This is a genomic window from Allorhizobium sonneratiae (assembly GCF_023700755.1).
GTDB lineage: Bacteria > Pseudomonadota > Alphaproteobacteria > Rhizobiales > Rhizobiaceae > Allorhizobium > Allorhizobium sonneratiae.
Genome location: NZ_JAMKOJ010000008.1, coordinates 1 through 26,588, shown reverse-complemented (window position 1 = coordinate 26,588; position 26,588 = coordinate 1). Strand labels below are relative to the sequence as shown.

38 protein-coding genes are annotated in these 26,588 nt (G+C 55.6%); 3 read left to right on the top strand and 35 right to left on the bottom strand.

Features of this window, described 5'->3' with window-relative positions; genetic code table 11:
• Positions 1 to 42 precede the first annotated feature (42 nt).
• On the top strand, positions 43 to 348 hold the full coding sequence (locus NAC44_RS14825; protein ID WP_250941987.1) for an ArsR/SmtB family transcription factor: 306 nt from the start codon (positions 43 to 45) through the stop codon (positions 346 to 348).
• A 235-nt stretch (positions 349 to 583) separates the two neighbouring features.
• Here the strand turns inward: NAC44_RS14825 and NAC44_RS14820 are convergent, their stop codons facing one another.
• Positions 584 to 2,719 carry a putative bifunctional diguanylate cyclase/phosphodiesterase gene (locus NAC44_RS14820; RefSeq protein ID WP_250941985.1) on the bottom strand — a complete coding sequence of 712 codons (2,136 nt, stop codon included), beginning with the start codon at positions 2,717 to 2,719 and terminating at the stop codon, positions 584 to 586.
• A gap of 516 nt (positions 2,720 to 3,235) precedes the next feature.
• On the opposite strand from NAC44_RS14820, the gene NAC44_RS14815 reads away from it, so the two are divergent.
• Positions 3,236 to 4,204: an acetyltransferase domain-containing protein gene (locus tag NAC44_RS14815; protein WP_250941983.1), complete on the top strand. Its 969-nt coding sequence runs from the start codon at positions 3,236 to 3,238 to the stop codon at positions 4,202 to 4,204.
• Between the two features lie 12 nt (positions 4,205 to 4,216).
• Complete coding sequence (locus tag NAC44_RS14810; protein ID WP_250941981.1) at positions 4,217 to 4,693, top strand: methyltransferase family protein; 477 nt, start codon at positions 4,217 to 4,219, stop codon at positions 4,691 to 4,693.
• A gap of 439 nt (positions 4,694 to 5,132) precedes the next feature.
• Here the strand turns inward: NAC44_RS14810 and NAC44_RS14805 are convergent, their stop codons facing one another.
• The 34 genes from NAC44_RS14805 to NAC44_RS14640 all read right to left on the bottom strand — a co-directional run.
• Positions 5,133 to 5,519: a MerR family transcriptional regulator gene (locus NAC44_RS14805; RefSeq protein ID WP_250941979.1), complete on the bottom strand. Its 387-nt coding sequence runs from the start codon at positions 5,517 to 5,519 to the stop codon at positions 5,133 to 5,135.
• A gap of 83 nt (positions 5,520 to 5,602) precedes the next feature.
• Positions 5,603 to 6,580 (bottom strand): adenosylcobinamide-phosphate synthase CbiB, encoded by a 978-nt coding sequence (gene cbiB, locus NAC44_RS14800; protein WP_250941977.1) that lies wholly within the window; start codon positions 6,578 to 6,580, stop codon positions 5,603 to 5,605.
• Complete coding sequence (gene cobD, locus NAC44_RS14795) at positions 6,577 to 7,581, bottom strand: threonine-phosphate decarboxylase CobD (protein ID WP_250941975.1); 1,005 nt, start codon at positions 7,579 to 7,581, stop codon at positions 6,577 to 6,579. Before cobD ends, cbiB begins: the two co-directional genes overlap by 4 nt.
• The gene (locus NAC44_RS14790; RefSeq protein WP_250941973.1) at positions 7,578 to 8,888 is read right to left on the bottom strand and encodes a cobyrinic acid a,c-diamide synthase CobB; all 1,311 of its coding nucleotides are present in this window, start codon (positions 8,886 to 8,888) and stop codon (positions 7,578 to 7,580) included. Before NAC44_RS14790 ends, cobD begins: the two co-directional genes overlap by 4 nt.
• Positions 8,885 to 9,727 carry a uroporphyrinogen-III C-methyltransferase gene (gene cobA, locus NAC44_RS14785; RefSeq protein WP_250941971.1) on the bottom strand — a complete coding sequence of 281 codons (843 nt, stop codon included), beginning with the start codon at positions 9,725 to 9,727 and terminating at the stop codon, positions 8,885 to 8,887. Before cobA ends, NAC44_RS14790 begins: the two co-directional genes overlap by 4 nt.
• Positions 9,728 to 9,837: 110 nt before the next feature.
• Positions 9,838 to 10,854: a purine-nucleoside phosphorylase gene (locus NAC44_RS14780; RefSeq protein ID WP_250941969.1), complete on the bottom strand. Its 1,017-nt coding sequence runs from the start codon at positions 10,852 to 10,854 to the stop codon at positions 9,838 to 9,840.
• A gap of 363 nt (positions 10,855 to 11,217) precedes the next feature.
• Positions 11,218 to 11,643: a 50S ribosomal protein L17 gene (rplQ, locus tag NAC44_RS14775; protein WP_250941968.1), complete on the bottom strand. Its 426-nt coding sequence runs from the start codon at positions 11,641 to 11,643 to the stop codon at positions 11,218 to 11,220.
• 152 nt (positions 11,644 to 11,795) lie between these two features.
• Positions 11,796 to 12,806, bottom strand: coding sequence for a DNA-directed RNA polymerase subunit alpha (locus NAC44_RS14770; RefSeq protein ID WP_250941966.1), 1,011 nt, complete (start codon positions 12,804 to 12,806; stop codon positions 11,796 to 11,798).
• A 97-nt stretch (positions 12,807 to 12,903) separates the two neighbouring features.
• Positions 12,904 to 13,293: a 30S ribosomal protein S11 gene (gene rpsK, locus NAC44_RS14765; RefSeq protein WP_015915761.1), complete on the bottom strand. Its 390-nt coding sequence runs from the start codon at positions 13,291 to 13,293 to the stop codon at positions 12,904 to 12,906.
• A gap of 125 nt (positions 13,294 to 13,418) precedes the next feature.
• On the bottom strand, positions 13,419 to 13,787 hold the full coding sequence (rpsM, locus tag NAC44_RS14760) for a 30S ribosomal protein S13 (RefSeq protein ID WP_250941964.1): 369 nt from the start codon (positions 13,785 to 13,787) through the stop codon (positions 13,419 to 13,421).
• Between the two features lie 212 nt (positions 13,788 to 13,999).
• The gene (locus tag NAC44_RS14755; protein WP_250941963.1) at positions 14,000 to 14,668 is read right to left on the bottom strand and encodes an adenylate kinase; all 669 of its coding nucleotides are present in this window, start codon (positions 14,666 to 14,668) and stop codon (positions 14,000 to 14,002) included.
• Positions 14,665 to 16,005 (bottom strand): preprotein translocase subunit SecY, encoded by a 1,341-nt coding sequence (gene secY, locus NAC44_RS14750; RefSeq protein ID WP_250941962.1) that lies wholly within the window; start codon positions 16,003 to 16,005, stop codon positions 14,665 to 14,667. Before secY ends, NAC44_RS14755 begins: the two co-directional genes overlap by 4 nt.
• Before the next feature lie 221 nt (positions 16,006 to 16,226).
• Positions 16,227 to 16,703 (bottom strand): 50S ribosomal protein L15, encoded by a 477-nt coding sequence (rplO, locus tag NAC44_RS14745; RefSeq protein WP_250941961.1) that lies wholly within the window; start codon positions 16,701 to 16,703, stop codon positions 16,227 to 16,229.
• 16 nt (positions 16,704 to 16,719) lie between these two features.
• A complete protein-coding gene (gene rpmD, locus NAC44_RS14740; RefSeq protein ID WP_250941960.1) occupies positions 16,720 to 16,920 on the bottom strand; it encodes a 50S ribosomal protein L30 in 201 nt (66 codons plus the stop codon).
• Between the two features lie 11 nt (positions 16,921 to 16,931).
• Positions 16,932 to 17,501, bottom strand: coding sequence for a 30S ribosomal protein S5 (gene rpsE, locus NAC44_RS14735; protein WP_250941959.1), 570 nt, complete (start codon positions 17,499 to 17,501; stop codon positions 16,932 to 16,934).
• Positions 17,502 to 17,648: 147 nt separating this feature from the next.
• Positions 17,649 to 18,011, bottom strand: a complete 363-nt coding sequence (rplR, locus tag NAC44_RS14730; RefSeq protein ID WP_250941958.1) for a 50S ribosomal protein L18 — start codon at positions 18,009 to 18,011, stop codon at positions 17,649 to 17,651.
• 12 nt (positions 18,012 to 18,023) lie between these two features.
• Positions 18,024 to 18,557, bottom strand: coding sequence for a 50S ribosomal protein L6 (gene rplF, locus NAC44_RS14725; protein WP_250941957.1), 534 nt, complete (start codon positions 18,555 to 18,557; stop codon positions 18,024 to 18,026).
• A 42-nt stretch (positions 18,558 to 18,599) separates the two neighbouring features.
• Positions 18,600 to 18,998, bottom strand: coding sequence for a 30S ribosomal protein S8 (gene rpsH, locus NAC44_RS14720; RefSeq protein WP_250941956.1), 399 nt, complete (start codon positions 18,996 to 18,998; stop codon positions 18,600 to 18,602).
• 13 nt (positions 18,999 to 19,011) lie between these two features.
• A complete protein-coding gene (rpsN, locus tag NAC44_RS14715) occupies positions 19,012 to 19,317 on the bottom strand; it encodes a 30S ribosomal protein S14 (protein WP_250941954.1) in 306 nt (101 codons plus the stop codon).
• Between the two features lie 33 nt (positions 19,318 to 19,350).
• Positions 19,351 to 19,908 (bottom strand): 50S ribosomal protein L5, encoded by a 558-nt coding sequence (gene rplE / locus NAC44_RS14710; protein WP_250941952.1) that lies wholly within the window; start codon positions 19,906 to 19,908, stop codon positions 19,351 to 19,353.
• Complete coding sequence (gene rplX / locus NAC44_RS14705) at positions 19,901 to 20,209, bottom strand: 50S ribosomal protein L24 (RefSeq protein WP_250941950.1); 309 nt, start codon at positions 20,207 to 20,209, stop codon at positions 19,901 to 19,903. Before rplX ends, rplE begins: the two co-directional genes overlap by 8 nt.
• Positions 20,210 to 20,221: 12 nt before the next feature.
• Complete coding sequence (gene rplN, locus NAC44_RS14700) at positions 20,222 to 20,590, bottom strand: 50S ribosomal protein L14 (protein WP_018328276.1); 369 nt, start codon at positions 20,588 to 20,590, stop codon at positions 20,222 to 20,224.
• Between the two features lie 235 nt (positions 20,591 to 20,825).
• Entirely contained in the window at positions 20,826 to 21,062 is a 237-nt protein-coding gene (gene rpsQ, locus NAC44_RS14695) for a 30S ribosomal protein S17 (protein WP_250941948.1), read from the bottom strand.
• A 12-nt stretch (positions 21,063 to 21,074) separates the two neighbouring features.
• On the bottom strand, positions 21,075 to 21,275 hold the full coding sequence (rpmC, locus tag NAC44_RS14690) for a 50S ribosomal protein L29 (RefSeq protein ID WP_027489069.1): 201 nt from the start codon (positions 21,273 to 21,275) through the stop codon (positions 21,075 to 21,077).
• Positions 21,276 to 21,286: 11 nt separating this feature from the next.
• Positions 21,287 to 21,700 (bottom strand): 50S ribosomal protein L16, encoded by a 414-nt coding sequence (gene rplP / locus NAC44_RS14685; RefSeq protein ID WP_183790913.1) that lies wholly within the window; start codon positions 21,698 to 21,700, stop codon positions 21,287 to 21,289.
• Positions 21,701 to 21,738: 38 nt separating this feature from the next.
• Positions 21,739 to 22,461, bottom strand: coding sequence for a 30S ribosomal protein S3 (gene rpsC / locus NAC44_RS14680; protein ID WP_250941946.1), 723 nt, complete (start codon positions 22,459 to 22,461; stop codon positions 21,739 to 21,741).
• The gene (gene rplV / locus NAC44_RS14675; RefSeq protein ID WP_250941944.1) at positions 22,461 to 22,850 is read right to left on the bottom strand and encodes a 50S ribosomal protein L22; all 390 of its coding nucleotides are present in this window, start codon (positions 22,848 to 22,850) and stop codon (positions 22,461 to 22,463) included. The genes rpsC and rplV overlap by 1 nt, the downstream gene beginning before the upstream one ends.
• A 2-nt stretch (positions 22,851 to 22,852) precedes the next feature.
• Positions 22,853 to 23,131, bottom strand: coding sequence for a 30S ribosomal protein S19 (gene rpsS / locus NAC44_RS14670; RefSeq protein ID WP_250941942.1), 279 nt, complete (start codon positions 23,129 to 23,131; stop codon positions 22,853 to 22,855).
• A gap of 15 nt (positions 23,132 to 23,146) precedes the next feature.
• On the bottom strand, positions 23,147 to 23,980 hold the full coding sequence (gene rplB, locus NAC44_RS14665; protein WP_250941940.1) for a 50S ribosomal protein L2: 834 nt from the start codon (positions 23,978 to 23,980) through the stop codon (positions 23,147 to 23,149).
• Positions 23,981 to 23,991: 11 nt separating this feature from the next.
• Positions 23,992 to 24,285 (bottom strand): 50S ribosomal protein L23, encoded by a 294-nt coding sequence (locus NAC44_RS14660; RefSeq protein WP_250941938.1) that lies wholly within the window; start codon positions 24,283 to 24,285, stop codon positions 23,992 to 23,994.
• Positions 24,282 to 24,902: a 50S ribosomal protein L4 gene (rplD, locus tag NAC44_RS14655; RefSeq protein WP_250941935.1), complete on the bottom strand. Its 621-nt coding sequence runs from the start codon at positions 24,900 to 24,902 to the stop codon at positions 24,282 to 24,284. Before rplD ends, NAC44_RS14660 begins: the two co-directional genes overlap by 4 nt.
• Before the next feature lie 12 nt (positions 24,903 to 24,914).
• Positions 24,915 to 25,556, bottom strand: a complete 642-nt coding sequence (gene rplC, locus NAC44_RS14650) for a 50S ribosomal protein L3 (protein WP_250941933.1) — start codon at positions 25,554 to 25,556, stop codon at positions 24,915 to 24,917.
• Positions 25,557 to 25,721: 165 nt separating this feature from the next.
• Entirely contained in the window at positions 25,722 to 26,030 is a 309-nt protein-coding gene (gene rpsJ, locus NAC44_RS14645; protein WP_006728688.1) for a 30S ribosomal protein S10, read from the bottom strand.
• Between the two features lie 473 nt (positions 26,031 to 26,503).
• On the bottom strand, positions 26,504 to 26,588 hold an 85-nt coding region (locus tag NAC44_RS14640; RefSeq protein WP_154664984.1), incomplete at its 5' end, for an EF-Tu C-terminal domain-related protein.

Below are 26,588 nucleotides of genomic sequence, written 5' to 3'. Positions count from 1 at the left end.
GAAAATATGAATTTAAAGTTAGAGAGGTTCCAGAAAAGATCGATGGATGCCGCCTTTCTACTGAAGGCAACATCTCATGAACATCGGCTGATGATCCTGTGCATATTGTTGAATGGTGAACAGACAGTTGGCGAGCTGGAGACATTTCTTGGACTGCAGCAGGCCATTGTTTCGCAGCAACTTGCACGCCTTCGTATGGACAATCTGGTGGAAAGCCGTCGATCCGGTCGCAAGATCTATTATTCGATTGCCGATGGAAAGGCCCGGGAAATGATCCTGTTTCTCTATCGGCTTTATTGCAGCGATGACGAGTACGACAACTCAGAATGCTCACATGTGGCAGACTAGAGCGTCGGCCGAAAAGTGGGAACGGGTTTTCGGAAAAACCCGATGCGGAAACAAAATCTGAGAGCATTGTGCCCATTCCAATTTTCGTCCCGATGCTCTAAATCGATTTCACTTTAAGCCATTATGCATGAGGTCAAAACTCAACCAGCAAGGGTGTTCCATCCCAAGAGCGCCCCTCTCTCATAGGAATGCTCTTAAACGTCACCGCATTAAAACCGACGTGATAGCGCTGCGATCATCCGGCAAGCGCAGTGCGTTTTTTCCTGCCAAGAACCGGTTTCGTCGGCATCTGAGTTTGACGATATTGCTCAAGCCAGTTGGGCACACGATCGGATGGCATGGGGCGGGCAAAGAAAAATCCCTGACCAATCGCGCAGCCCATATGCTGCAAAACGGAGAGCTGTTGCGTATCCTCGACCCCCTCGACCACGATCTCAATCCCAAGAGTTTTACCAAGCCCCACCAGCGCCACAATCAGCGCCTTGTTGGCATCGGATGCGACAACATCGGTGACAAAACTGCGGTCGATCTTAAGTCGGGCAATCTTTAGGCCGATCAGATAGGCCAGCGAGGAATAACCGACGCCAAAGTCGTCAATAGCAAGCTTATATCCGCTCATATCAAGCCGCTCCAATTGAGGACCGGCAATATCCGGATTGAGAATGGCCTCTTCGGTAATTTCAACCTCAAGCAGATGTCGTTCAACGCCATAGGTGAGCGTCACCTCATTCAACATATGAGCGACATCATAAAGGGCGAATTCTCGCGGTGAAATATTGATTGCGACCGTCGCTTCCGGCAGGTCCAGCGATTGCAGGCGTTGCAGAAAAAGCGCTGTCTGACAAGCGATACCAGTGGTCAGCCGTTCAGACAACTGCATGGCATAGGCGGCATTGATGATATCCGGTGGAGCAATAGATCCAAATTCGGGATGAAACCAGCGAATCAATGCCTCAAACCCGACGATGCGACCTGTTTCCAGATGAATTTGCGGCTGGAACCAGGTTTCGATCGTACCGTTATCAATCGCCGCCTGCAGATCCTGCTCGATGGCATGTTGCCGGTCAACCTTGCGCTTCAGGTCAGGATTAAACTGACGAAACTGTTTTCGTCCCTGGGTCTTTGCCTCACCAAGGGCCAGATTGGCGGCTGCAATCAATCGGTCAGCATCATCGGCATCATCGGGAAAACAGGCAAGACCGATGCTGGCGCTCACCTGCACGCTGGTGCCATGCACAACAACCGGCATGGCCTGTTCGTCCAACAGCCGACAGGCCAGTGAAATGGCCTGTTCTTTTGCCTTGTCGTGGCGAATAAGCACTGCAAAAGTATCGCCACTGATCCTTGCCGTGGTCACATAACTGCCCGCAGCCGACTGGATACGCTGACCAAAAACCGCCAGATAATGATCACCTCCACGCTGGCCGAAAATGGTGTTTACGGTCTGGAATCGATCAACGTCAATCAAGAGCAATGCCACGGACTGGCTTGAAACCCGTGCAGCAGCCAGCGCACCATTCAGTTGACCGGTAAAGTAAAGCCGGTTTTTCAGTCCCGTAACGGAATCCCCATTGGCCAGAGCTTCCAGCCGAATGTTTTTGTGTCGAATGTCTTCATTCACGCTGGCCAGTGTTTGAGCATAGCTTTCCAAGCGCAATTTGGCCATTTCGCCTTCAACGAATCGGCGGTCGGAGCGGATATTGACAAGGGCCATCACCAGACCGATCAATCCCATATTGATTGCGCTAACGATACCGATAAAGCCTCCATGGCAGGCAAATTGATAAATCAGCGCCAGAATAATCGGCATCGCGAAGGCAAGAGCAATGGCACTCGCTCCCGTCTGGCGGCAAAGCACCGTACCAATCAAGCCACCCATGAGCACAAGAACCGCTGCGCCACTCTGTAGCAAATCGATGGGAACGACAATCGTTGGCAGCATGGCCCAGAGAGCGCCATGCACCCCATACACCGCCACCATAAACCGCAGCACGACACGGGGATATCGACTATCGTAGGCGTAATACAGGAAGGTCCGTGAAATCGTATAGCGCAACACGGTAACAGCCAGAGCAGCAACCAGCCAACAGCCAAAGGCTACATCATTGCGCTCAAGGAGAACCATCAGGGCAACAATGGCAAGCAGCGCACTAAGCCCATCGAGAAAAATAAATTTACGGGCGCTCAGAGCGACTTTTGCCCGAATTTTCTCTGCGGCAAGCGCTGTCATATCGGTTTGTTTTGCTAATCCTGAAAACAAATTGATACCTCTCAGCACCTCGCCAGCAACAAGGTAAAGCCTTTTTACAAAAGTTACAGTCCGCAATCGCAACAGACCAAACGGCCACCAACACTTCAACCAATACTGCATTGATAAAACGTAGGGTTTAATCCATAATGAGCAAATATCGATAAAACTTAGTAAATTCAGTTGCTAAACTTGAAATTGATGAGCGGATTGAGCCTTGATGCAAGGATAAAAAGCGGTGTCTCGAGTGCCAATCACATGCGGTTCAGCAGCCCAAATGGACTTTCAACACTCTTTTCTGCTGATGGATAAACCGCTTCACAATTTTGCACCACTTGCTGTAGATGTTGAAACAAGGTGCAATCCATCTCCTTGATTCATGATTGGAAAAACGAAGCACATTGAATGTGTTACAGCATCCTGAATAAGATAAAGCACTGGATGCTGGCGTGAGACAGCTCAAGGTCATACGCGGCATGACGCTTTACAGCGCGGTTGCGTTTTATCAAACGCACAAAGGACTCTGTAGCACCTTAAATTTGCGGCATAATTTTCTCCTTAAATCTCACCCGATTTAAGGAATTATGTAGTCGATCGATTGGCATTTAAACGTGATGCGGTAGCGTATAGGTTGATATCGTGGCAGATCATACAGTAATGGCGTCCAGGCTCGACAAACTGCCACGCATAGGCATTCTGGACAGTCTCCGAGGTTTGGCCCTGCTGGCCATGGCCTCCTACCATTTCACCTGGGACTTATCCTTTTTCGGCTATATCGATCCGGATACGGCCATTTCCGGCCCCTGGCGCATTTATGCCCGCTGCATCGCCTCCAGTTTTCTGTTTCTGGTCGGGTTCAGCCTGGTTCTGGCGCATCGCAAAGGCGTAAACCGGCCGGCTTTCGGCAAGAGGCTTGCACAGATTGTCCTTGCTGCCTTGGCAGTCTCCGTCGCCACGTATTTCGTCATGGGCAAGGGATGGATTTTCTTCGGCATCTTGCACGCCATTGCTCTGTTCAGCCTTCTTGCCCTTCCCTTCCTCAGACTGCCGCTCGCCCTGACGGCGATTGTTGCAATTGTTTCTCTGGTGTTGCCGTTTCATGTCAGTTCCAGCTTTTTCGATACACCGGCGTTGTGGTGGGTTGGCCTGTCCCAGACCCTGCCGGTGTCAGACGATTATGTTCCGCTTTTTCCCTGGTTTGCCCCGGTTTTGACGGGTATCATCGTTGCCAGGCTCTGCCTGCGCTATCATCTGATGGAAAAGTTGGCCGGTCTGAGACAAGGTCCATCCCTGCTGAGAATGGCTGGCCGCCATAGTCTCGTCTTTTATCTGGCGCATCAACCGCTTCTGATCGGCACTGTCTATCTGGCCAGTCTGATCCTGCCACCACCACCGCCCGATAGAGTTGCAGATTATAATCGCAGCTGCCAGCAATCCTGTGTCGCAGGCGGCAGCACGGCCCCTTTCTGCACACGCTTTTGCAGCTGTACGCTCGACCGCCTGCAACAGGGTAATCTGCTTGCACCACTCCAGTCTGGCACCATCATAGCGTCGCAGGATACAAGGGTCCTGAAACTGGCACGGGAATGCACGATTGCCAGCCAATAAAGGGTCTGTCACATGAACGCCTATCGTTTGAAGCCGCTGAAATATCCTTGGCCGCCGCTTCTTTATTTCGGCGCCTGTGTTTGTGCCTTGTGTCTGCATATTTACATCACGCCTGCCCGCCTTTTCGACAACCAGAGCCTTGTCGTGATGATGGGCGGTGCCCTGACGGCCGCAATCGGCCTGAGCCTGAGCCTCTGGGCTATCCGTACCCTCTTGGTCTATGACACAACGCTCAGCCCGCGTCGTTCAGCTCTCCGGCTGGTCACAGACGGGCCATACCGCTATAGCCGCAATCCGATCTATCTCGGCTATACATTGCTGATGATGGCGGCAGGGCTGCTCAGCGGCAATGGCTGGCTCATCATTGCAGCCCCGGTGGCTGCCGCACTGACAACGCTGATTGCGATTCGCTGCGAGGAAATGCATCTTCTCGTCCGCTTCGGCGTCGATTTCGAACGATACTGCCAGCGCACCCGCCGCTGGCTGTAACCGTGCCCTACGGCATCACTGTCTCATAAAACCGAATGTGAGCTTAAGGAATTACACCGTAGAAACAAAGAGATCGATTATTACATCAAGGATTTGAAACACATGCTCGACATATCTGCTCACGAAGATGTATTTCAAATCCACAACACTGGTGTTTTTCCAGATTTGCAGTCGAACAACAGACATTAATCTTGCTGCAGCGCCCTGCCTTTTATAAAATACACAAAGGACGCTGTAGCACTTTAAGTTTTCTGCATCATTTTCTCCTTAAACCTCAACCGATTTAAGGAATCACGCATTAAAGCACGTTGCGGCTTATCAGCCTCATGCAACGTGATTTAAGTCTTTGATGTGCCGGATGGACGTTATCGTTTCCTTGCAGACAATGAAACACGACATGCTTTAGAACCAAGCTCCAACAAGGCCAACTCAAAACTTTTCAGGAGCCAACGCCGATTTCCACCATACGATTGAGACAAGCATCTTCGGCCAGATCCAGTTCGGCAAGTGTTTCATCGATATCCTTGCGTTTTTGCCGCAAATCCTCGCGCTTTTCATCGATGCGTTTCATCATCAGTTTCAACTGGCCGATTTCCCCCGGCGGCTCCTTGTAGACCTGAATGATTTCCCGAATTTCCGCCACTGTGAAACCGATGCGCCGTGCCCTCAGGATTTCCTTGATCAGGTGCCGGTCTGCATGGCGATAAAGGCGCGTGCGTCCACGCCGTTCCGGGTGGATGAGACCTTCATCCTCATAAAATCTCAACGTCCGCGTGGAAATTCCAAATTCGCGGGTGAGCTCCGTGATGCTATAATGCTTGTTCAATGCTCCGATATCCGTTTTTTGTCCCGACCAGAGTATGATGTAACTTTGACGTAAAAGTCAATTTTTGCTTTCATTGCGCCGCATCACATCGATATTGCTGCGCAAATTACAGATATCACCACAAGCATAATCCAGGCCGAATCGATCAGCCGCAGGCCCGCCATGATCGCCTGCCCGTTTATGTCGCGGCGACCCGCCGCATTCATCATCGGCTCTGAAACCCGCTCGCCCGCATAAAGCCTCGGCCCAGCCAGCGCCACGTCGAGCACACCGGCGGCGGCTGCCTCCGGCCAGCCGGAATTGGGCGAGCGATGCAGACCGTGGTCGCGCATCATCACGGAAAAACCGCGTCTTGCCACATTACACCCTTGAAGAAGCCCCCCCGCAAGCACGATCAGCAGGCCGGAGAGACGGGCTGCCGGCCAATTGGCAAAATCGTCCAGCCTGGCCGCCGCCCAGCCGAAAGAACGGTATTTGTCCGATTTATGCCCGATCATCGAATCAGCTGTGTTCAGCATTTTATAGGCAAACAGACCCGGTAGACCGAAAAGCCCATACCAGAACGCTGGTGCCACCACACCATCGGCAAAGTTTTCAGCAAGGCTTTCAAGCGCCGCCCGTACCACGCCAGCCTCATCGAGAACGGCAGGATCACGCCCGACAATCATGGAAACGGCCTTGCGCCCCTCGCCAAGCCCTCCCTGCTTTAACCCGTCCGCAACGGCACGCACATGATCGAGCAGGCTTTTCTCAGCCAGCAGCACAGACGCCACCACGATCTCCAGCCCAAGGCCGAGAACGCCGCTCGCGGCAAACAGACAGTGCAGAGCATGACCAACCACAATACTGATAATCAACAGCAGCAGGATCGACACAAGACCGAGACTGCGGCGCAAGCCATCGGCAAAGACCGGACGATTCAGCAACCGGTCGAACAGAGCGATCCCTTTGCCGAATATTACTACCGGATGTGGCACATGCCGCCAGAGCCAAGGCGGATCGCCGACAACACGATCCAGCAGCAGCGCCAGAAACAGCAGAGCAAAGGAATAATCGCTCATCTCGACCGCCATCGGGAAAGAGATGCTGCAAGCCGTAAATCCGCCTCGGCATTGGGCGGCAGGCCGATACGCATCCAATCCGGTGCATAATCGAAAATGCGGGTCAATATCCGCTCCCGCGCCAGATGTTCATGCAAGGATTGGGCATTCTCATCCTCCACCAGCGCAAAAAGGGGCGTCCCACCAGCAACCTGGAGACCGGCTCGATCAAGAACGGTCATCAGTGCCTTCTGACGGTGCTCGATTGTCGCCTGCAACGCCATACGGTCAGAGGCAAACAGTGACACCGCCAAAGACAGGGCCGGACCGGAGACGGCCCAGGGGCCAAGCCCTTCGGCAAACATCGCCAGCACATCCTCATGCGCTATAACAAAACCAAGCCTTAAGCCTGCATAACCAAAGAATTTTCCAAAAGATCGGAACACGATCAATCCGGGATGACGAAAAACCTCCCCGGCCACGGACAGCTCTGGCGTGAGGTCAGCAAAGGCTTCATCCACCACCAGAAAGCCGCCCTGCACCTGCATCTTGCTCGCCAGATCCTGAAGGACAGACGACGCGATGATCCGCCCCGTCGGATTGTTGGGATTGACGACAATGGCAAGCTTATGTTCCGAACCGATCGCATCGATCGTTTCAACGGCATCCACCGCCCGCCCGGCCAGCGCCAGCACCCGGCCATATTCACCATAGGTGGGGCTGAGGATTGCCACGCGCGCCTCTTGCCTAACAAGTCGCGGCAGAAGCTGGATAGCCGCCTGCGTACCCGGAACGGCCAGCGGCAAAATCGGGCCGGATCCGTAAAACGCCTGCGCCGCCTGCCGGGCAGCGGCCTCAAGTTCCTGATCCGGTAGCCGATGCCAGACCCGCGGCGCAATCTCCGCAAGTGCAGGCGGACAGGGATTGATGCCCGTCGACAGATCGAGCCAGTCCTCGATGGCGCCGCCATAACGGGCCGCCGCGGCAGCCAGACCGCCGCCATGCCGGATCGGTTCTTTCATGCCCCCGCCTCCCCGGCAAGATCGATCAGATGCATATAGGAACCAGCCACCCGCCCGCGCTTCAAACCGACCGGACCAAGCGGCTGGCCAAGCGCATCTTCCGCCTCAAACAGGCGCTCAGCCTCACCCTCAAAAACCAGTGTCGAATAATGAAACTCATGCGCCGTCATCGGGCGGGTAAAAATATCCCGTGTCAGCGGCGTGAGGCGCCGATAGCCGAGATGGCGCTGACGCATGGCAAAGCTGGTTTGAACCGGCAAAAGCCCCAGCATCGGATGGGTCGTGTTCGCCGCATCTGTCAGGCTGTCGCCAAGCACCATATAGCCACCGCATTCGCCATAAATGACGGTCCCTTTTTGGGCTGCAGTCTGCATGGCTGTGCGAAATCTCTCAGCCGCGACAAGACGCCCGGCATGAAGCTCGGGATAGCCGCCCGGCAGATAGATGGCATCGGCATCCTCAGGCGGCGCTTCATCATCAAGCGGTGAAAAGAAAGAGATTTCAGCACCGCGCCGCCGCCAGCTCAGCAGCATATGCGGATAGGAAAAGGCAAAGGCGGCATCCTTCGCCACCGCAACCTTTTGCCCAAGCGGTGGCAGGCGGACGATATTGGCATCCGAGACAGGCATCGGGCTTTGCCGGCTCGCCATCAGCAACCGGTCGAGATCGCAGTTCGCTTCCATGATCCGGGCTGCTCTTTCGATGAAACCCTCCAGATCGTCATGCTCTGTCGCCTGCACCAGCCCCAGATGCCGCTCGGGCAGTTTTAACGCCTCACAGGCAGGCACGCCCCCCAGCACCGGCATGGCTATGCGCTCCAGCGCCTGCCGCAGCATGGCCTCATGGCGGGCACTGCCAACCCGGTTTAAAATCACGCCTGCCACGACGAGATCGGCACGAAAATCGGCATAGCCTTTGACCAGCGCCGCCACCGAATGGGACATCCTTGCGCAATCCACCACCAGCACGACCGACAGGCCCAAAAGAGCTGCCAGATCAGCGGGCGTGCCGCATCCATCGGCAGCACCGTCATGCAGCCCCATCATCGCCTCAACAATCAGGATTTTGCCGCCGCGGACATGCAGCGCGGCATTGGCCAGCAGAAGTTCGTCACGCATGGCCCAGGGGTCGAAGTTGAGACAGCTCTCGCCGCAGGCGGCCGTATGGAAGGCCGGATCGATATAATCCGGCCCCGCCTTGCCGGGTGCAAGCGCCACGCCCCGGTGCTTTAACGCCCGCAACAGGCCCAGGGTCACCGTGGTCTTACCGGAACCGGATGCAGGCGCGGCAATCATCAAACCGCTCATGGCTTACCCCTTTCCTGATCAGCGGCAAAAGGGTCCGGCAGCAAATTTCGCCCTGCAAGCGCGCCCAGCCAGTCAAGTGAAGGCCGCAACCCGACCACAGCGCCGATCACGATCATGGCGGGCGGCTCAAGCCTTGCCTCAATCATCGCCGCCTCTGCCTCACCAAGGGTCGTTTCCACCACCTGCTGACGAGCGGTTGCAGCATGGCAGACAAAGGCCAGCGGCTCATCGGCAGCTCTTCCGGCAGCCAGCAATTGCCTCGCGATATGACCAATATGCTTCATTGCCATATAGAGGACGATCACCGGAGACCCTTTGGCGATGGCGGCCCAATCGATACGATCCGGTACGGAGCCGGAAGAATCATGACCGGTAAGAAAGGTCACGGCATGATTGATCTCACGATGGGTCACTGGAATACCGGCATAAGCCAAACCGCCAATACCTGCGGAAATACCCGGCACAATGCGAAACGGAATAGCGTGTTCGACCAGTGTCAGCGCTTCTTCACCGCCACGCCCGAAAACAAAGGGATCGCCTCCTTTGAGCCGCAGCACCCGTTTTCCGGCCTTTGCCAGTTCCACCAGCCGCAGCGAAATGTCACGCTGCTTCGGCGAGGGCTTGCCGCCACGCTTGCCTGCATGTTCGATCAGCGCATCAGAACGGGCATAGGCAAGGCAGCCAGTATCAACCAACGCATCATGGACAACGACATCGGCCTGACGCAACCCTTTAAGCGCCAGAAGCGTCATCAGGCCCGGATCACCCGGCCCTGACCCGGCAAGCCAGACATGCCCCGGCAGAAGATCCGGCAAGGTTGCGAAAAGAGCGTCATCCATCACGTTATTCTCTGAACCATCAAGGGGCCGCATTCCCTTAAGCGCTGTGCGTTTCATCAAACGCACAAAGGACGCTGTAACCTGTTAAATCTGTTTGCCACTCTTGCGCTTCACGGGGCAGCCTTTTCCCATTCGCTCCATCCGGCAATCACCGCATCGGCAAAGGCTCCGCCCACGCGATAGGCATTGGTCACAGCCGGACCAAAACCGCCAGATTTGGCCGTTAGCGACTGGATCGGCGTTTTTCCCGGCGCTTCGCGATCGAAATTGGACGCCGTGCGCAAAACCAGAATACGGTTGAAATCCACCCGGCCGGCATCCGCACCGCGCTTCAGTGCGGTTAAAGAGGCATTATCCTCCATCTGGGTGGTGCAATAATTGGCTTTGCCGTCGGTGGCAAGCGCGGCAAAACGCGCTGTTGCTTCAGCCTCCTTGCTGCCATGCCAGTAAGTATCGCCAGAAACCGTATCGCAAATGGCAACCTTCGGCGGCTCTTTCGCCGCTTTCTGCGGATATTGCGCGCCATAGGCCTTGGCCGCATCACTGTCTAGAAGCGGAGTAGCCCTGGTCAACGCATAGGCCTTTTCTACGAGCGCAGCATTCAAGGCGTAAACTTCGGTCCCGGCCCCCCATTTCGCCTTTTCTGTTGGCGAGCTGGCACCTAACGGCACCTGACCATCCGGCCAGCCGGCGGAAATCTGCCGTGCGTCAATATCATGGCGCAAACCACCATCGACGACATAGCGCGCCCACAGCGCCGACCCCAGACTGGCTTTGGCGGGATCGACACCGGCAATACCGTCGATGAGAATATAGGTCTTCCGCAGATCGAGCCGATCGCTGAAAACCGCCGCCATGACCGAACTTGCGGCATTGGCATAGCCGATGTCCGTGGTCATCACACACAGGCCTTTGGTATCACAAGATATCTCGGGATTGTCCTTCGATAGTCCCGGCACCTTGAGCTTGTCCTTCAGATCACGGCTCTCCAACCAAGGCTTGGTTTCTGCAGAAAACATGGTGATGACCAGGACTTTCGGCGCAACAACCGCAGCAGCATGGGCTGACGAAAATCCCAGCAGGGCAGAAAACCCGAAAATGGACAGCAGATCTTTGAAATCGGGCATAAAACACTCCCCTCGCTGAAATCGTTTTGGCACCACTGCCGCGATAGGTCCGCTTCTACGGAAGGATTGAGACCTTTCCACTCGACCGCTTCGCAAAGGGCGCGCATATCAGAATCACACCGCTTACCCTGAAAACTGTCTGCTTTTGTTGCAAAGCTTTCAACCGGAAAACCCTCAGCGACAGAACCGATACCAATGCCTCGCATCAACAAAAAAGCCGGATGGAGACCATCCGGCTTTTGAAATACTATCGGTACAAGATCATCAGGCTTCACAATGAATAGACCGATGATATCACGCTTTGACATGAACTGTCGAAAGTGGCGAAAACCGGTGACCCGCGCTTTCGCCCGACACTCACGATCAAGCAGCTTCGGCTGCGTCTGCCTCAGCAGCAACGCGAGCCTTATCGGCCGCACCCTTTGCATCGACGTCGCGTTCGACGAACTCGATGACAGCGAGCGGAGCATTGTCGCCCTGACGGAAGCCAGCCTTCATGATGCGAAGATAACCGCCATTACGGGTGGCATAACGGGTGGCAATCGCATCGAAGAGCTTGCGGACGGCGTCCTGATCCTTGATCTGGGACACAGCCTGACGGCGGGCATGAAGGTCGCCGCGCTTGCCAAGCGTAACCAGCTTCTCGACGATCGGACGCAGGTCCTTCGCCTTCGGCAGGGTTGTGACGATCTGCTCATGGGTGATGAGCGAAGCTGCCATATTGGCAAACATGGCCTTGCGATGGCTCGCGGTACGGTTCAGCTTGCGACCGGAATTCTGGTGGCGCATTGCTATTCTCCTTTTGTGCAGGTTATCGCCTTTGGCGATCCTGCCGTTTCCTGACACATACAGGCATTCGCCTGCAGTTTGACTGGAAAGGCAGTGTATCCTGCCTTCTTTATGGTTCGGTCCGATCAGACATGCGGCTCACCGCCTGCCGATCAGTACTGGTCTTCGTAACGCTTGGCGAGATCGTCGATGTTTTCCGGCGGCCAGGCTGGAACTTCCATACCCAAATGCAGGCCCATGGAAGCGAGAACTTCCTTGATTTCGTTCAGCGACTTGCGGCCAAAATTCGGCGTGCGCAGCATTTCGGCTTCGGTCTTCTGAATGAGATCGCCAATATAAACGATATTGTCGTTCTTCAGGCAGTTGGCCGAGCGGACAGACAGTTCCAGCTCATCGACCTTCTTGAGCAGAGCAGGATTAAAGGCAAGCTCGGTAACCGATTCTTCCTCTGCCTCACGCTGCGGCTCGTCGAAGTTGACGAAGACGGACAGCTGATCCTGAAGTATACGGGCGGCAAAAGCCACGGCATCCTCACCTGAAACCGATCCGTCGGTTTCAATGGTCATGGTCAGCTTGTCATAGTCGAGAACCTGACCTTCACGGGTGTTTTCCACCTTGTAGGACACTTTCTTGACCGGCGAATAAAGACTGTCGACCGGAATGAGACCAATCGGCGCATCTTCTGCCCGGTTGCGTTCTGCGGGCACATAGCCCTTGCCGTTATTGACGGTGAATTCCATGCGGATTTCAGCACCATCGTCCAGCGTGCAGATCACGTGATCCGGATTAAGGATCTCGATATCGCCAACCGTCTGAATATCGCCAGCCTTGACGACGCCCGGGCCCTGCTTGCGAACGACCATACGCTTGGAATCGTCGCCTTCCATCTTGATGGCGATTTCCTTGATGTTGAGGACAATGTCCGTCACATCTTCACGCACACCCGGGATAGACGAAAACTCATGCAGAACACCATCGATCTGCACAGCCGTCACAGCTGCACCACGCAGGGACGACAAGAGAACACGACGGAGCGCATTGCCGAGCGTCAGGCCAAAGCCTCGCTCCAGCGGCTCGGCAACCAACGTTACCTTTGCGCGACCACCAGAGGTGAACTCCACCTTGTTCGGCTTGATCAGTTCCTGCCAATTCTTCTGAATCATTGGATAACCTTCCATTCGTCACCACCATCCAATCGTGGCGACCGATCATGAGAAGAACCGGGCCTCCCTGAGGAAAACCCGGCTGGATGAAGAACCATCAGACCCGGCGCTTCTTGCGCGGACGGCAGCCGTTATGCGGGATCGGCGTCACGTCACGAATGGACGTGATCATGAAACCGGCAGCCTGCAGAGCGCGCAGAGCCGATTCACGACCCGAACCGGGACCGCATACTTCAACCTCAAGCGACTTCATGCCATGTTCCTGAGCCTTCTTGGCGCAGTCTTCGGCAGCGATCTGTGCTGCGAACGGAGTGGACTTACGCGAGCCCTTGAACCCCTTGGCGCCTGCCGAAGACCAGGCAATCGCATTGCCCTGGGCGTCGGTGATGGTGATCATCGTGTTGTTGAAGGTCGAATTGACATGGGCAACGCCCGAAGAGATATTTTTGCGCTCGCGACGACGGACGCGTGTGGCTTCCTTGGCCATGTATGTTCCTTTCGTTGATCTCGACACCGCCGTAACACCAGCGGCTCCACCGAAGGGCTTCCCCTTCAAAACCAAAACAAGGCCGGCGCTTGTGCGCCAGCCTTAATTTCGTCTTTTGACGAAACTTACTTCTTCTTACCGGCAATAGCCTTTGCCGGACCCTTGCGGGTGCGAGCATTGGTATGCGTGCGCTGACCGCGAACCGGAAGACCGCGACGATGACGCAGACCGCGATAGCAGCCCAGATCCATCAGACGCTTGATATTCATTGCCGTTTCACGACGCAGATCACCTTCGACCTGATAATCACGGTCGATGGTTTCACGGATGGCCAAAACCTCGGCATCCGTCAGCTGATGAACGCGACGATCGGCAGAAAGACCGACCTTGTCCATAATTTCCTGTGCAAATTTCGGGCCGATCCCATGAATATAGGTCAGCGCGATAACAACGCGCTTTGCTGTTGGGATGTTGACGCCAGCGATACGTGCCACGCCTATTCTCCTTGCGTTCCAGTTGCCATCCGGCAAGTGGTCTCTTTCATTGACAGCCCTTCACACGGCCGCCGATTGCTTGTTTGGGTTCTCAACAGCCCGCAAAGGCCAACCCGGTCTTCCCGAGAGGAAGAACGCGCCGACCATTGAGCTATCGCGAGTTGGCGCGCTGTTTAACGGAATCGGATGCAAAAAGCAACCGTACCATTGAATTATTTCCCGTCCGCCCCGACAAAACCGGAGAGAATTGCTTCGATATCGGCCGTTACTGCATCGATTTCACTCATGCCATCAACGGTCGTCAGCAGGCCCTTGGCATAGTAATAACCGATTAGCGGCGATGTATCCTTGTAGTAAGCCTGCAGCCGAGTCTTTACCGTATCACGATTATCATCGGGCCGACGTTTGAAGTGGGTAGAGCCGCACTTGTCACAGACACCGTCAACCTTCGGCTTCAGATTGTCATCGTGATATCCCGTACCGCAATTGGCACAGGTATAACGCCCGGCAATACGATCAGCCAGAACATCATCATCGACTCTTATTTCGATCACTCCAGAAAGAGCCAGACCTTTTTTCTTCAGCATCTGCTCCGTGGCATCCGCCTGAACAAGTGTTCTGGGGAAGCCGTCAAGAATGAATCCTTTTGCACAATCCTGCTGATCGATTCGCTCCGAGACAATGCCGATGACAATGTCGTCCGAGACGAGATTACCGGCATCCATCACAGCCTTCGCGCGCTGGCCGATTTCCGTGCCGGCAGACACGGCGGCCCTCAGCATATCGCCTGTCGAGAGTTGGGGAATCCCATATTTCTCGACAATCCGCTGGGCCTGAGTGCCTTTCCCCGCACCCGGCGGCCCCAATAGAATCAATCTCATTTGCCCCTCTTTCCTCCACGCAATTTCGATTTCTTGATCAGCCCCTCATATTGCTGGGCAATGAGGTGCCCTTGCACCTGTGCTACCGTATCGAGGGTGACGCTGACAATGATCAAAAGCGACGTACCACCAAGGGATAATGGCACACCTGTCTCAGAAACGAGAATTTCAGGGAGGATACAGACAAAGACCAGATAAATGGCACCGACGAGTGTAATGCGCGTCAGCACGTAATCGATATATTCCGCAGTCCGTTCCCCGGGACGAATGCCCGGTATGAAACCACCATGCTTTTTCAGATTGTCGGCCGTGTCCTTCGGGTTGAACACAATTGCTGTATAGAAAAACGCGAAGAAGGCAATCAACACAGCATAAAGCACCATATAGGCGGGCTGACCATGGCCAAGAGCGCTGATGATGGTCGTTGCCCAGGCCGGAAGCGTCGAGGTGCCGGTGAAGCCTGCGGCCGTCGCCGGCAACAGCAGCAGCGAAGACGCGAAGATAGCCGGGATAACGCCGGACGTGTTCAGTTTCAGCGGCAGGTGCGAGGTATCGCCTTGGAACATTCGGTTGCCGACCTGACGCTTCGGATACTGGATCAGCAGACGACGCTGCGCCCGTTCAAAGAAGACAATCAACGCGATGACAAGGATGGCAACGACGAGAACCGTCAGAATGAGCGGCGTCGACAGAGCACCCGTACGGCCAAGATCCAGCGTCCCGGCAACGGCTGTCGGCAGACCAGCGGCAATACCAGAGAAAATAATCAGCGAAATACCATTGCCGATGCCGCGCGAGGTGATCTGCTCACCCAGCCACATCAGGAACATTGTGCCACCAAGCAGCGTTACCATGGTGGTAATGCGGAAGAACCAGCCGGGATCAATCACGAGACCGTTGCCATGCTCAAGCCCTACAGCAATGCCATAAGCCTGCAAGGCACCAAGGGCCACGGTACCATAACGCGTATACTGGTTGATGATCTTGCGGCCCTGCTCGCCTTCCTTCTTCAGGTTTTCAAGCGAGGGAACGACAGAGGTCATCAACTGCACGATAATCGACGCGGAAATATAAGGCATGATCCCGAGGGCAAAAATAGCCATGCGCTGCACGGCGCCACCCGAAAACATGTTGAAAAGGCCGAGAATCCCGCCAGCCTGCCCTTTGAAAGCAGCCGCATAGGCTTCCGGATTAAGACCCGGCAGCGGGACATGCGTCCCAAATCGATATACAAGAAGAGCGGCCAGCGTGAACCAGAGACGCTTTTTCAAATCCTCAGCCTTGGCAAAGGTTGAAAAGTTCAGGTTCGAGGCCAATTGTTCCGCTGCAGAAGCCATAAAATTCTCCGCGACACCGCATTCAATCGCCACAAAAGGCATTGAATAAATTCAGTTTCCCCTAGGACAACCAGGCAGCAGAGATTGCGCAGCAACCAGATGCCTCACCTGAAGGTCCGGATTTCTCCCCGGCGAATGATGATCCGCCCAATTATCGTGAGGCACACATATGGGAGAAAAATCGCCCGGTGTGAAGCACTCCGGGCGATTTAAGCTATCAATTATTCGCTGGCAGCAGCTTCGGCGAGAAGCTTGATGCTGCCGCCGGCTTTTTCGATCTTCTCGACCGCAGCCTTGGAAGCACCCATAACTTCAAGCGTCACCTTAACCTTCAGCTCGCCATCGGAGAGAACGCGAACGCCGTCCTTTTCACGACGAATCACACCGGCAGCCTTGAGAGCAGCGGCATCGATCGTCGCGCTGGCATTCAGCTTGCCAGCATCAATTGCCGTCTGAATCCGGCCAACCGAAACGGTGACGAATTCGGACGCAAAGATGTTGTTGAAGCCGCGCTTTGGCAGGCGGCGATAGATCGGCATCTGACCGCCTTCAAAACCGTTAATGGCAACGCCAGAACGAGCCTTCTGACCCTTGACGCCGCGACCACCGGTCTTGCCCTTGCCCGAACCGATACCGCGACCAACGCGCATACGGCTCTTCGAAGAACCTTCGTTATCCTTGATTTCATTCAGTTTCATGACAAATTCCTCCGTCTCACGTCTCGTCGACGACGCGAACGAGATGCTGGACAGCACGGATCATGCCACGAACCGAAGGCGTATCTTCCAACGTGCGGACCCGGTGCATCTTGTTGAGACCCAGGCCGATCAGCGTCTTACGCTGGATCTCCGGGCGGCGAATGGGCGAACCGATCTGTTCGATCGTGATCGTCTTCTTGGCTTCAGTATTGGCCATGTCCCAGCTCCTTATTCTTCAGAACCGTTGCCGGAAGCGGCGCGACGAGCCTGCAGGGTCGCATATTTCAGGCCACGCTGAGCAGCGATGTCCTTCGGATGAACCTGATGCTTCAGGGCGTCGAATGTAGCGCGCACCATGTTGTATGGGTTCGAGGAACCCGTCGACTTGGCAACAACGTCATGCATACCGAGCGTTTCGAACACGGCGCGCATCGGACCACCGGCAATGATACCGGTACCGGCCTTGGCAGAACGAAGCAGAACCTTGCCGGCGCCATGGCGGCCATGCACGTCATGGTGCAGGGTACGACCTTCACGCAGAGGCACGAAAATCATGTCACGCTTGGCCGATTCGGTTGCCTTACGGATGGCTTCCGGCACTTCACGCGCCTTGCCATGACCGAAACCAACGCGACCCTTCTGGTCGCCAACAACAACGAGAGCGGCGAAACCGAAGCGACGGCCACCCTTGACAACCTTTGCGACGCGATTGATTGCGACCAGCTTGTCGACAAATTCGCTGTCACGCTCTTCACGGTTCTGACGCTCTTCGCGCGAACCACGCTTATCCTGTGCCATTGTCCTTTTCCTTTTTCTTTTCCGGGTGCAAACGGCAGTTTACAAAAAAATTCCGCCCCTACCCTCTTGCGAGTTTAGGGGACGAAATCGGAACGAGGGGCTAATGCCCCAAATCAGCCCGGATCACAAGAGCCGGGCTGGATATTTTTAGAAGGTAAGACCACCTTCACGGGCTGCGTCGGCCAAAGCCTTGACGCGACCGTGATAGATGAAAGCACCACGGTCGAAAACGACTTCCGTCACACCGGCTGCCAGGGCGCGCTCTGCAACGAGCTTGCCAACGGCAGCGGCGGCGGCAACATCGGCCCCCGTCTTCAGCGAGGACTTCAGACCGGCATCGAGAGTCGAGGCCGCAGCCAGGGTCGTACCAGCCACATCATCGATGATCTGGGCATAGATGTTTTTCGAGGAGCGATGAACCGACAGCCGCGGACGGCCATTGGCCACCGCCTTGAGCTGACGGCGCACGCGATTGGCGCGGCGCACCAGAGCTTCTTTACTGCTTGCCATTTCGCGTGTTCCTTACTTCTTCTTGCCTTCTTTGCGGACAATCCGCTCTTCGGCATACTTGACGCCCTTGCCCTTATAGGGTTCGGGGCCGCGATATTCGCGGATCTCTGCAGCGACCTGACCGACCTGCTGCTTGTTGATCCCCGAGACCACGATTTCCGTCGGCTTCGGAACGGCGATGGAAATGCCCACCGGCGGCTCATAAACAACGTCATGGCTGAAGCCGAGCGACAGCTGCAGGTTCTTGCCCTGCAGGGCAGCACGGTAACCAACACCGTTGATTTCGAGCTTGCGCTCGTAGCCATCCTTCACACCCTTGAAGATATTCTCAATCATGGTGCGGGACATGCCCCACTTGGAGCGGGCATCCTTGGTTTCATTGATCGGCTTTACAACAACAGCGTTGTTTTCAAGCGCAACCGAGATTTCGTCATTAGCGACGAAAAACAGTTCGCCCTTCGGGCCCTTGGCAGTCACTTTCTGGCCATCAACCGTGGCCGTGATCCCTGCAGGAACCGGAACGGGCTTTTTACCGATACGAGACATGTTTTTATCCTGTCTGTTCGCTAGGGAGACCTCTGCACTGTCTTAGAAGACAGAGCAGAGAACCTCACCACCAACATTCTGTTCACGCGCCTGGTGATCGGCCATCACACCCTTCGGAGTCGAAAGGATGGTGATGCCGAGACCATTCGCAACCTGCGGAATGGACTTCACCGAGACATAAACTCGGCGGCCCGGCTTGGACACGCGGCCAATCTCACGAATGACCGACGAACCTTCATAATATTTCAGCTCGATCTGCAGCTCGGACTTGCCGTTGCCGAGATCGACATGAGTGTAACCGCGAATATAGCCTTCGGCCTGCAGCACATCGAGAACGCGAGCACGCAGCTTGGAAGCCGGCGTGCTGACCAAGTTCTTGCGGCGGGCAGCGCCATTGCGGATACGGGTGAGCATATCGCCCAACGGATCAGTCATCGTCATATTACCCGTCTCCTTACCAGCTCGACTTCACAACACCCGGCACCTTGCCGAGATTGCCCAGTTCGCGAAGCGCGATACGCGACATCTTGAGCTTGCGATAAAAGGCGCGCGGACGGCCCGTCACTTCGCAGCGGTTGCGAATGCGGGTCTTGGAACCATCGCGCGGCAGTTCGGCCAGCTTAATGGTTGCCTTAAAACGCTCTTCAATCGGCAGCGTCTGGTTCATAATGATCGCCTTGAGGGCAGCACGCTTGTCAGCCTGCTGGGCGACGGTCTTGCGGCGGCGCTTGTTCTTTTCAACTGCGCTTGTCTTCGCCATATCGAAGTTCCTCTTCTACGCTCGTCGTTACGGTTATTGACGGAACGGGAAGTTGAACTCTTTCAGAAGAGCTCGAGCTTCGTCGTCGGTCGTCGCCGTCGTGCAAACGATGATGTCCATGCCCCACATCTGATCAACCTTGTCGTAGTTGATCTCAGGGAACACAATGTGCTCCTTGATGCCCATGGCGAAATTGCCACGGCCGTCAAAGCTTTTCGGGTTCAAACCGCGGAAGTCGCGAACGCGCGGCAGCGCGATGTTGATCAGACGGTCCAGGAACTCGTACATGCGAGCGCCACGAAGGGTAACCTTCGCACCGATCGGCATGCCTTCACGCACCTTGAAGCCTGCAATCGAGTTGCGGGCACGTGTAATAACCGGCTTCTGGCCGGCAATAGCAGCGAGATCGCCAGCAGCAACAGTGGGCTTCTTGGAGTCGGCCGTGGCCTCACCTACGCCCATATTGATAACAATCTTGTCCAGCTTCGGAATCATCATTTCGTTGGCGTAGGAGAACTTCTCCTGCATGGCCTGACGAATGCGCGAAACATATTCGCTCTTGAGCCGCGGCTCATACTTGGTCTCAGCCATCGATCACATCTCCCGAACGCTTGGCAAAACGGACCTTCTTGCCATCAACCACTTTGAAGCCAACGCGGGTCGGCTTACCGTCCTTGTCAGCAACAGCAAGATTGGACAGATGGATCGACGCTTCCTTGCTGATGATACCAGCTTCCTGGGTCTGCGTCTGGCGCTGATGGCGCTTGACGACATTGATGCCGCGAACGACAGCACGGTCTTCCTTCGGCATCACCTGGAGAACTTCACCGGAACGACCCTTGTCTTTACCGGTCAACACGACGACCTTGTCGCCCTTACGAATCTTTTGCATCGTCATCGCTCCTTACAGGACTTCCGGAGCCAGCGAGATGATCTTCATGTGGTTCTTGGCGCGAAGTTCGCGCGGAACCGGTCCGAAGATACGGGTGCCGATCGGCTCTTTCTTGTTATCGATAAGAACGGCTGCGTTGTTATCGAAGCGGATGACGCTGCCATCGGGACGGCGGATGTCCTTAGCGGTCCGAACGACCACCGCCTTCATCACATCGCCCTTCTTCACGCGGCCGCGCGGAATAGCTTCCTTGATCGAAACGACGATAATGTCGCCAACAGAAGCATATTTACGCTTGGAGCCGCCCAGCACCTTGATGCACATGACACGACGCGCGCCGGAATTATCGGCAACGTCGAGGTTTGTCTGCATCTGAATCATGTCAGGTCGCCTTCTCGTTATACCGGAACGGTTGGGCTTCGCCCCCTATTCCGGCTCATGGATTTTTATCGATTTCGAGCGAGGAGAAGGACTTGCCAAGGCGGTTTCCCGTCGGGGACCTTCCCTGCGCTCAAAGCAAAAAGGAACGCTCGGTGTGGAGCGTTCCTGCGCCATTGCGCTGCTTCATACAGATTTTTCGTCGGAACGCAAGGGCTCACGACAAAATCTCTGTGTTTCAAGCCTGGGCGGAAACAACCGTCCAACGCTTGTCTTTGGAAATCGGCGGGCATTCCTCGATGGAAACGATATCGCCGATCTTGTACTGGTTGTTTTCGTCGTGTGCCTTGTACTTCTTCGACCGGCGGACGGTCTTCTGAAGCAGAGGATGAGCGAATCGACGTTCGACACGGACAACAACTGTCTTGTCGTTCTTATCGCTGACAACGACGCCCTGCAGAATGCGTTTAGGCATATTATTCTTCCCTTAAGCCTTGGCTTCCGCCGCCTTCTGGCGGGCAATGGTTTTGACGCGAGCGATATCCTTACGGACTTCGTTGATGCGCGAGGACTTCTCGAGCTGGCCGGTCGCTTTCTGGAAACGCAGATTAAACTGCTCTTTCTTCAGCTTTGCCAGTTCGTCCTTCAATTGATCAGCGCTCATGGCGCGAACATCTGCGGCTTTCATCGGCTTGATCCTTACTCTGCAATGCGCTGTACGAAGCGCGTCTTGACCGAGAGCTTGGCTGCACCGAGGCGCAGAGCCTCACGAGCGATCTCCTCGCTAACACCATCGATCTCGAACATCATACGACCAGGCTTGACCTTGCAAGCCCAGTATTCGACGGAGCCCTTGCCCTTACCCATACGGACTTCGGTCGGCTTGGCCGTGACCGGAACGTCAGGGAATACACGGATCCAAACGCGGCCTGCACGCTTCATGTAGCGGGTAATCGCACGGCGAGCCGCTTCGATTTCACGGGCGTTGACGCGGTTGGGTTCCTGAGCCTTCAAGCCGAATTCACCAAAGGCAAGGTCGAAACCGCCCTTGGCAACGCCCTTGATGCGGCCCTTGAACTGCTTGCGGTACTTGGTACGCTTTGGCTGCAACATTTTCTTACTTCTCCGAGCTTATCTTTCGCCAGCGTCAATCAAGCGTTTTCACGACGGCGCTCGCCGCGTTCGCGACCCTGCGCCGGCTGATTGTCACCTTCGAGCGAACGGCGTTCAGAAGCCATCGGATCGTGTTCAAGGATTTCACCCTTGAAGATCCATACCTTCACGCCGCAAATGCCGTAAGCGGTTTCAGCTTCGGCTGTTCCGTAATCAATGTCAGCGCGCAGCGTATGCAGCGGCACGCGACCTTCGCGGTACCATTCCGTACGAGCGATTTCAGCACCACCGAGACGACCGGCGCAGGTGATCTTGATGCCTTCAGCGCCAAGACGCATGGCTGACTGAACGGCACGCTTCATGGCACGACGGAATGCAATACGACGCTCGAGCTGCTGGGTGATCGACTGAGCCACCAGCGTCGCATCGATTTCGGGTTTGCGCACTTCAACAATGTTGAGATGCGTTTCCGAATTGGTCATTTCAGACAGCTTCTTGCGCAGCTTTTCAATGTCTGCGCCCTTCTTGCCGATGATCAGACCCGGACGTGCCGAATGGATCGTGACGCGGCACTTCTTGTGCGGACGCTCGATAACCACCTTGGCGATACCGGCCTGCTTCAGCTCCTTCATCACATAAGCGCGGATCTTGAGATCCTCATGCAGAAGCTGACCATATTCGGCATTGTCGGCGAACCAACGGCTATCCCAGGTACGGTTGATGCCGAGGCGGAAGCCGATCGGATTGATTTTCTGACCCATTATGCGGCCTCCCCTTGGACTTCGACTTCGCGAACGACAATCGTCAGATGCGCGAAAGGCTTTTCAATGCGGGATGCACGGCCACGGCCACGGGCGTGAAAGCGCTTCATCGTGATCGACTTGCCGACATAAGCCTCGGCGACGATCAGCTGATCGACATCGAGATCATGGTTGTTTTCGGCATTGGCGATGGCGGATTCAAGCGTCTTCTTCACCGCGCCAGCAATACGCTTGCGCGAGAATTCGAGGTCGGCCAGAGCGCGGTCAACCTTCTTGCCGCGAATCATCGCGGCAACCAGGTTGAGCTTCTGCGGGCTGACGCGGAGCGTACGCGCAACAGCCTGCGCTTCATTGTCCTTAAGCCGGCGTTCGGCTTTTGCCTTGCCCATGGTTACTTCCTCTTCGCTTTCTTGTCCGCACCGTGACCGTAATAGGTCCGGGTCGGAGCGAATTCGCCAAACTTGTGGCCAACCATGTCTTCATTGACATTGACCGGCACATGCTTGCTGCCGTTATAAACGCCGAAGGTCAATCCGACGAACTGAGGCAGGATGGTGGAGCGACGGCTCCAGATCTTGATCACTTCGCTGCGACCGCCTTCACGGACCTTCTCGGCTTTCTTGAGAAGATAGCCGTCAACGAAGGGGCCTTTCCATACTGAACGAGCCATTTCTGACTACCTCTCTTACTTCTTCTGATGGCGGGTGCGCATGATGAACTTGTCCGTAGACTTGTTCTTGCGAGTGCGCTTGCCCTTGGTCGGCTTGCCCCACGGGGTCACCGGATGACGGCCACCGGAGGTGCGGCCTTCACCACCACCGTGCGGGTGGTCGACCGGGTTCATGACAACGCCGCGGTTATGCGGGGTCTTGCCGCGCCAACGGGTACGGCCAGCCTTGCCATCGTTGATGTTGGCGTGGTCCGGATTGGAAACGGCACCAATTGTCGCCAGGCAGGAGCCCGGGATCAGGCGCTGCTCACCAGAGTTCAGGCGCAGAATTGCCATGCCCTGATCGCGACCAACCAGCTGAACGTAAGCGCCAGCTGAACGGGCAATCTGCCCACCCTTGCCCGGCTTCATTTCAACATTGTGAACGATCGAGCCAACCGGAATATACTGCAGCGGCATGGTGTTGCCGGGCTTGACGTCAACAGCCTTGTCGGACGCGATCACCTTGTCACCGGCAGCAAGACGCTGCGGAGCCAGGATATAAGCCTGCTCACCATCAGTATAGGTCACCAGTGCGATGAAAGCGGTACGATTCGGGTCATATTCCAGACGCTCGACTGTGCCTTCGACATCGAACTTGCGACGCTTGAAGTCTACCAGACGATAGGTCCGCTTGTGACCGCCACCAATGAAGCGGGCAGTGATGCGGCCGAAGTTGTTACGGCCACCGCTCTTGGACAGACCCTCGGTCAAAGTCTTGACCGGCTTGCCCTTCCAGAGCCCCGAACGGTCAACGATGACCAGCTGACGCTGGCTCGGTGTCGTGGGATTGAAGTTTTTCAATGCCATTTTTCTGTTCCTCAGAGACCGGTGGTGACGTCGATGGACTGACCGTCAGCAAGCGTGACGATCGCCTTCTTAACGTCGGACTGCTTCCCGGCGAAACCGCGGAAACGCTTCACCTTGCCCTTGCGGACGAGCGTGTTCACGGCCGTGACCTTCACACCGAAGAGAGCTTCCACAGCAGCCTTGATTTCAGGCTTGGAAGCAGTCTTGGCAACATTGAAGACCACCTGGTTCTGTTCCGATACCAGAGTGGACTTTTCGGTGATCGAGGGAGAAACGATCACGTCGTAATGGCGCAGATCAGTCATTTGAACCGCTCCTCCAGAGCTTCAACCGCAGCCTTGGACAGCACGAGCTTACCGCGGCGCAGAATGTCGTAAACATTGATGCCCTGAACCGGCAGAACATCGATATTCGGGATGTTGCGGGCTGCGAGCTTGAAATTGCTGTCGATTTCAGCGCCACCGATAACGAGGGCGTTGCTGAGGCCGAGGCTCTCGAAAGAGCCGACCAGCGCCTTGGTCTTGGCTTCCGTCGCGACCAGATCATCAATCACGATGAGGTCTTCAGACTTCAGCTTGGCCGAGAGCGCATGACGCAGAGCGAGAGCACGCACTTTCTTCGGCAGATCGATCTCATGGCTGCGAACAACCGGACCATGCGCCTTACCACCACCGCGGAACTGCGGAGCACGAGCAGAATGGTGACGAGCGCGACCCGTGCCCTTCTGCTTGTACATCTTCGTACCGGTACGGGAAACTTCCGAACGGCCCTTGGACTTGTGGGTGCCCTGCTGCTTCTTGGCAAGCTGCCAGCGAATCATGCGAGCGATGATATCTTCGCGCGGCTCCAGGCCGAAAATGGCGTCAGACAGCGAAACCTTGCCCGCATCCTTGCCATCGAGGGTCTTGACATTGAGTTCCATGATCAGGCTCCCTTACTTCGCGGCCGATTTGACGGCGTCGCGCACGATGATCCAGGAACCCTTGGAACCAGGCACAGCGCCCTTCACAAGGATCAAACCGCGATCTTCATCGGTGGAAACGACTTCGAGATTCTGCGTCGTCACGCGGGTCTGACCCATGTGACCGGCCATCCGCTTGCCCTTCCACACTTTGCCCGGATCCTGGTTGGAACCGGTCGAACCATGCGAACGGTGCGAGACCGAAACGCCGTGGGTAGCGCGCAGACCGCCGAAGTTATGGCGCTTCATCGCACCGGCAAACCCCTTACCGATCGTCGTGCCCGTAACGTCCACGAGCTGACCGGCAGCGAAATGACCAGCCTTAAGCTCGGCGCCAATTTCCAGCAGATTGTCTTCGGATACGCGAAACTCGACGAGCTTCGCCTTGGGCTCAACATTTGCGGCAGCAAAATTGCCGCGCATCGCCTTGGACGTATTCTTGACCTTGGCCTGACCAGCGCCGAGCTGCACGGCAGTATAGCCATGCTTGTCGGCAGTACGCTGAGACACGACCTGGCAATTATCCAAGCGCAGTACTGTTACTGGGATATGCTCACCGGCGTCATTATAGACCCGGGTCATCCCCACTTTCTGTGCAATCACACCTGAACGCATCGGTTCATTCCTCTTGAGAGTCCTGTCGAGGCCTCACGACCCGGACTTTTCTCTTGTTTAAGGATTCCCTTCAATCATCACGATCCTGGGGTTTCCCGTTTCGAGAAGACGTTGGCAAACGCCACGTACCTTCCTTGTTATTACGGCTCTCGCCGGAATCTGTTTTTAAAGCTTGATCTCGACGTCAACGCCAGCAGCAAGGTCGAGCTTCATCAGAGCATCGACGGTCTGGGGAGTCGGATCGACAATGTCAAGGAGACGCTTGTGGGTGCGCATCTCGAACTGTTCGCGGCTCTTCTTGTCAACGTGAGGCGAACGGTTGACGGTGAATTTTTCAATACGGGTCGGAAGCGGTACCGGGCCGCGAACGCTTGCACCGGTGCGCTTCGCGGTCGAAACGATCTCGCGCGTGGAAGCATCGAGGACCCGGTGATCAAACGCCTTGAGGCGGATGCGGATATTCTGGCCGTTCATTCGACTTGTCCTTGTTTCTTTTCTTGTTCCCCGCAAACGCGAGAGACAGTGAATTACCAATGCTGGTCGGCCCCGTATTGTCAAAAATCACAGAGATGTCTCTGTCACTTTACCGTATCAGGGCCCCACCAGCGCAACCCATCAAAGGATCGCAAAACCTGTGCAGAGCCAAAGGCAGAATGAAAACGCCTTCTGCCTTGTGTGTGGCGGGGCAATACACTGTCCCGGCCGAGTCGTCAACATAGTCTTGAAAAAATAAGCGCGACCCTAAGGCCGCGCCGATTGATTCAAAGGTTCGACCGCTTACTCGATGATCGAAGCGACATCCCTGCGCTTAAGCTTATCCGAAAACCGTTTCACACTTTTCGGGCTTAAGCTTGCCGGCGCCGCGTGCAAATCGCGCTTGCGCGCCATTTGCACATCCTAAATGCGTCGGCAGCTTTCGGATCGTCGCAGCCAACGTCGAGTAGAGATTACTCGATGATCGAAGCGACGATACCGGCGCCGACGGTGCGGCCACCTTCGCGGATTGCGAAGCGCAGCTTTTCTTCCATCGCG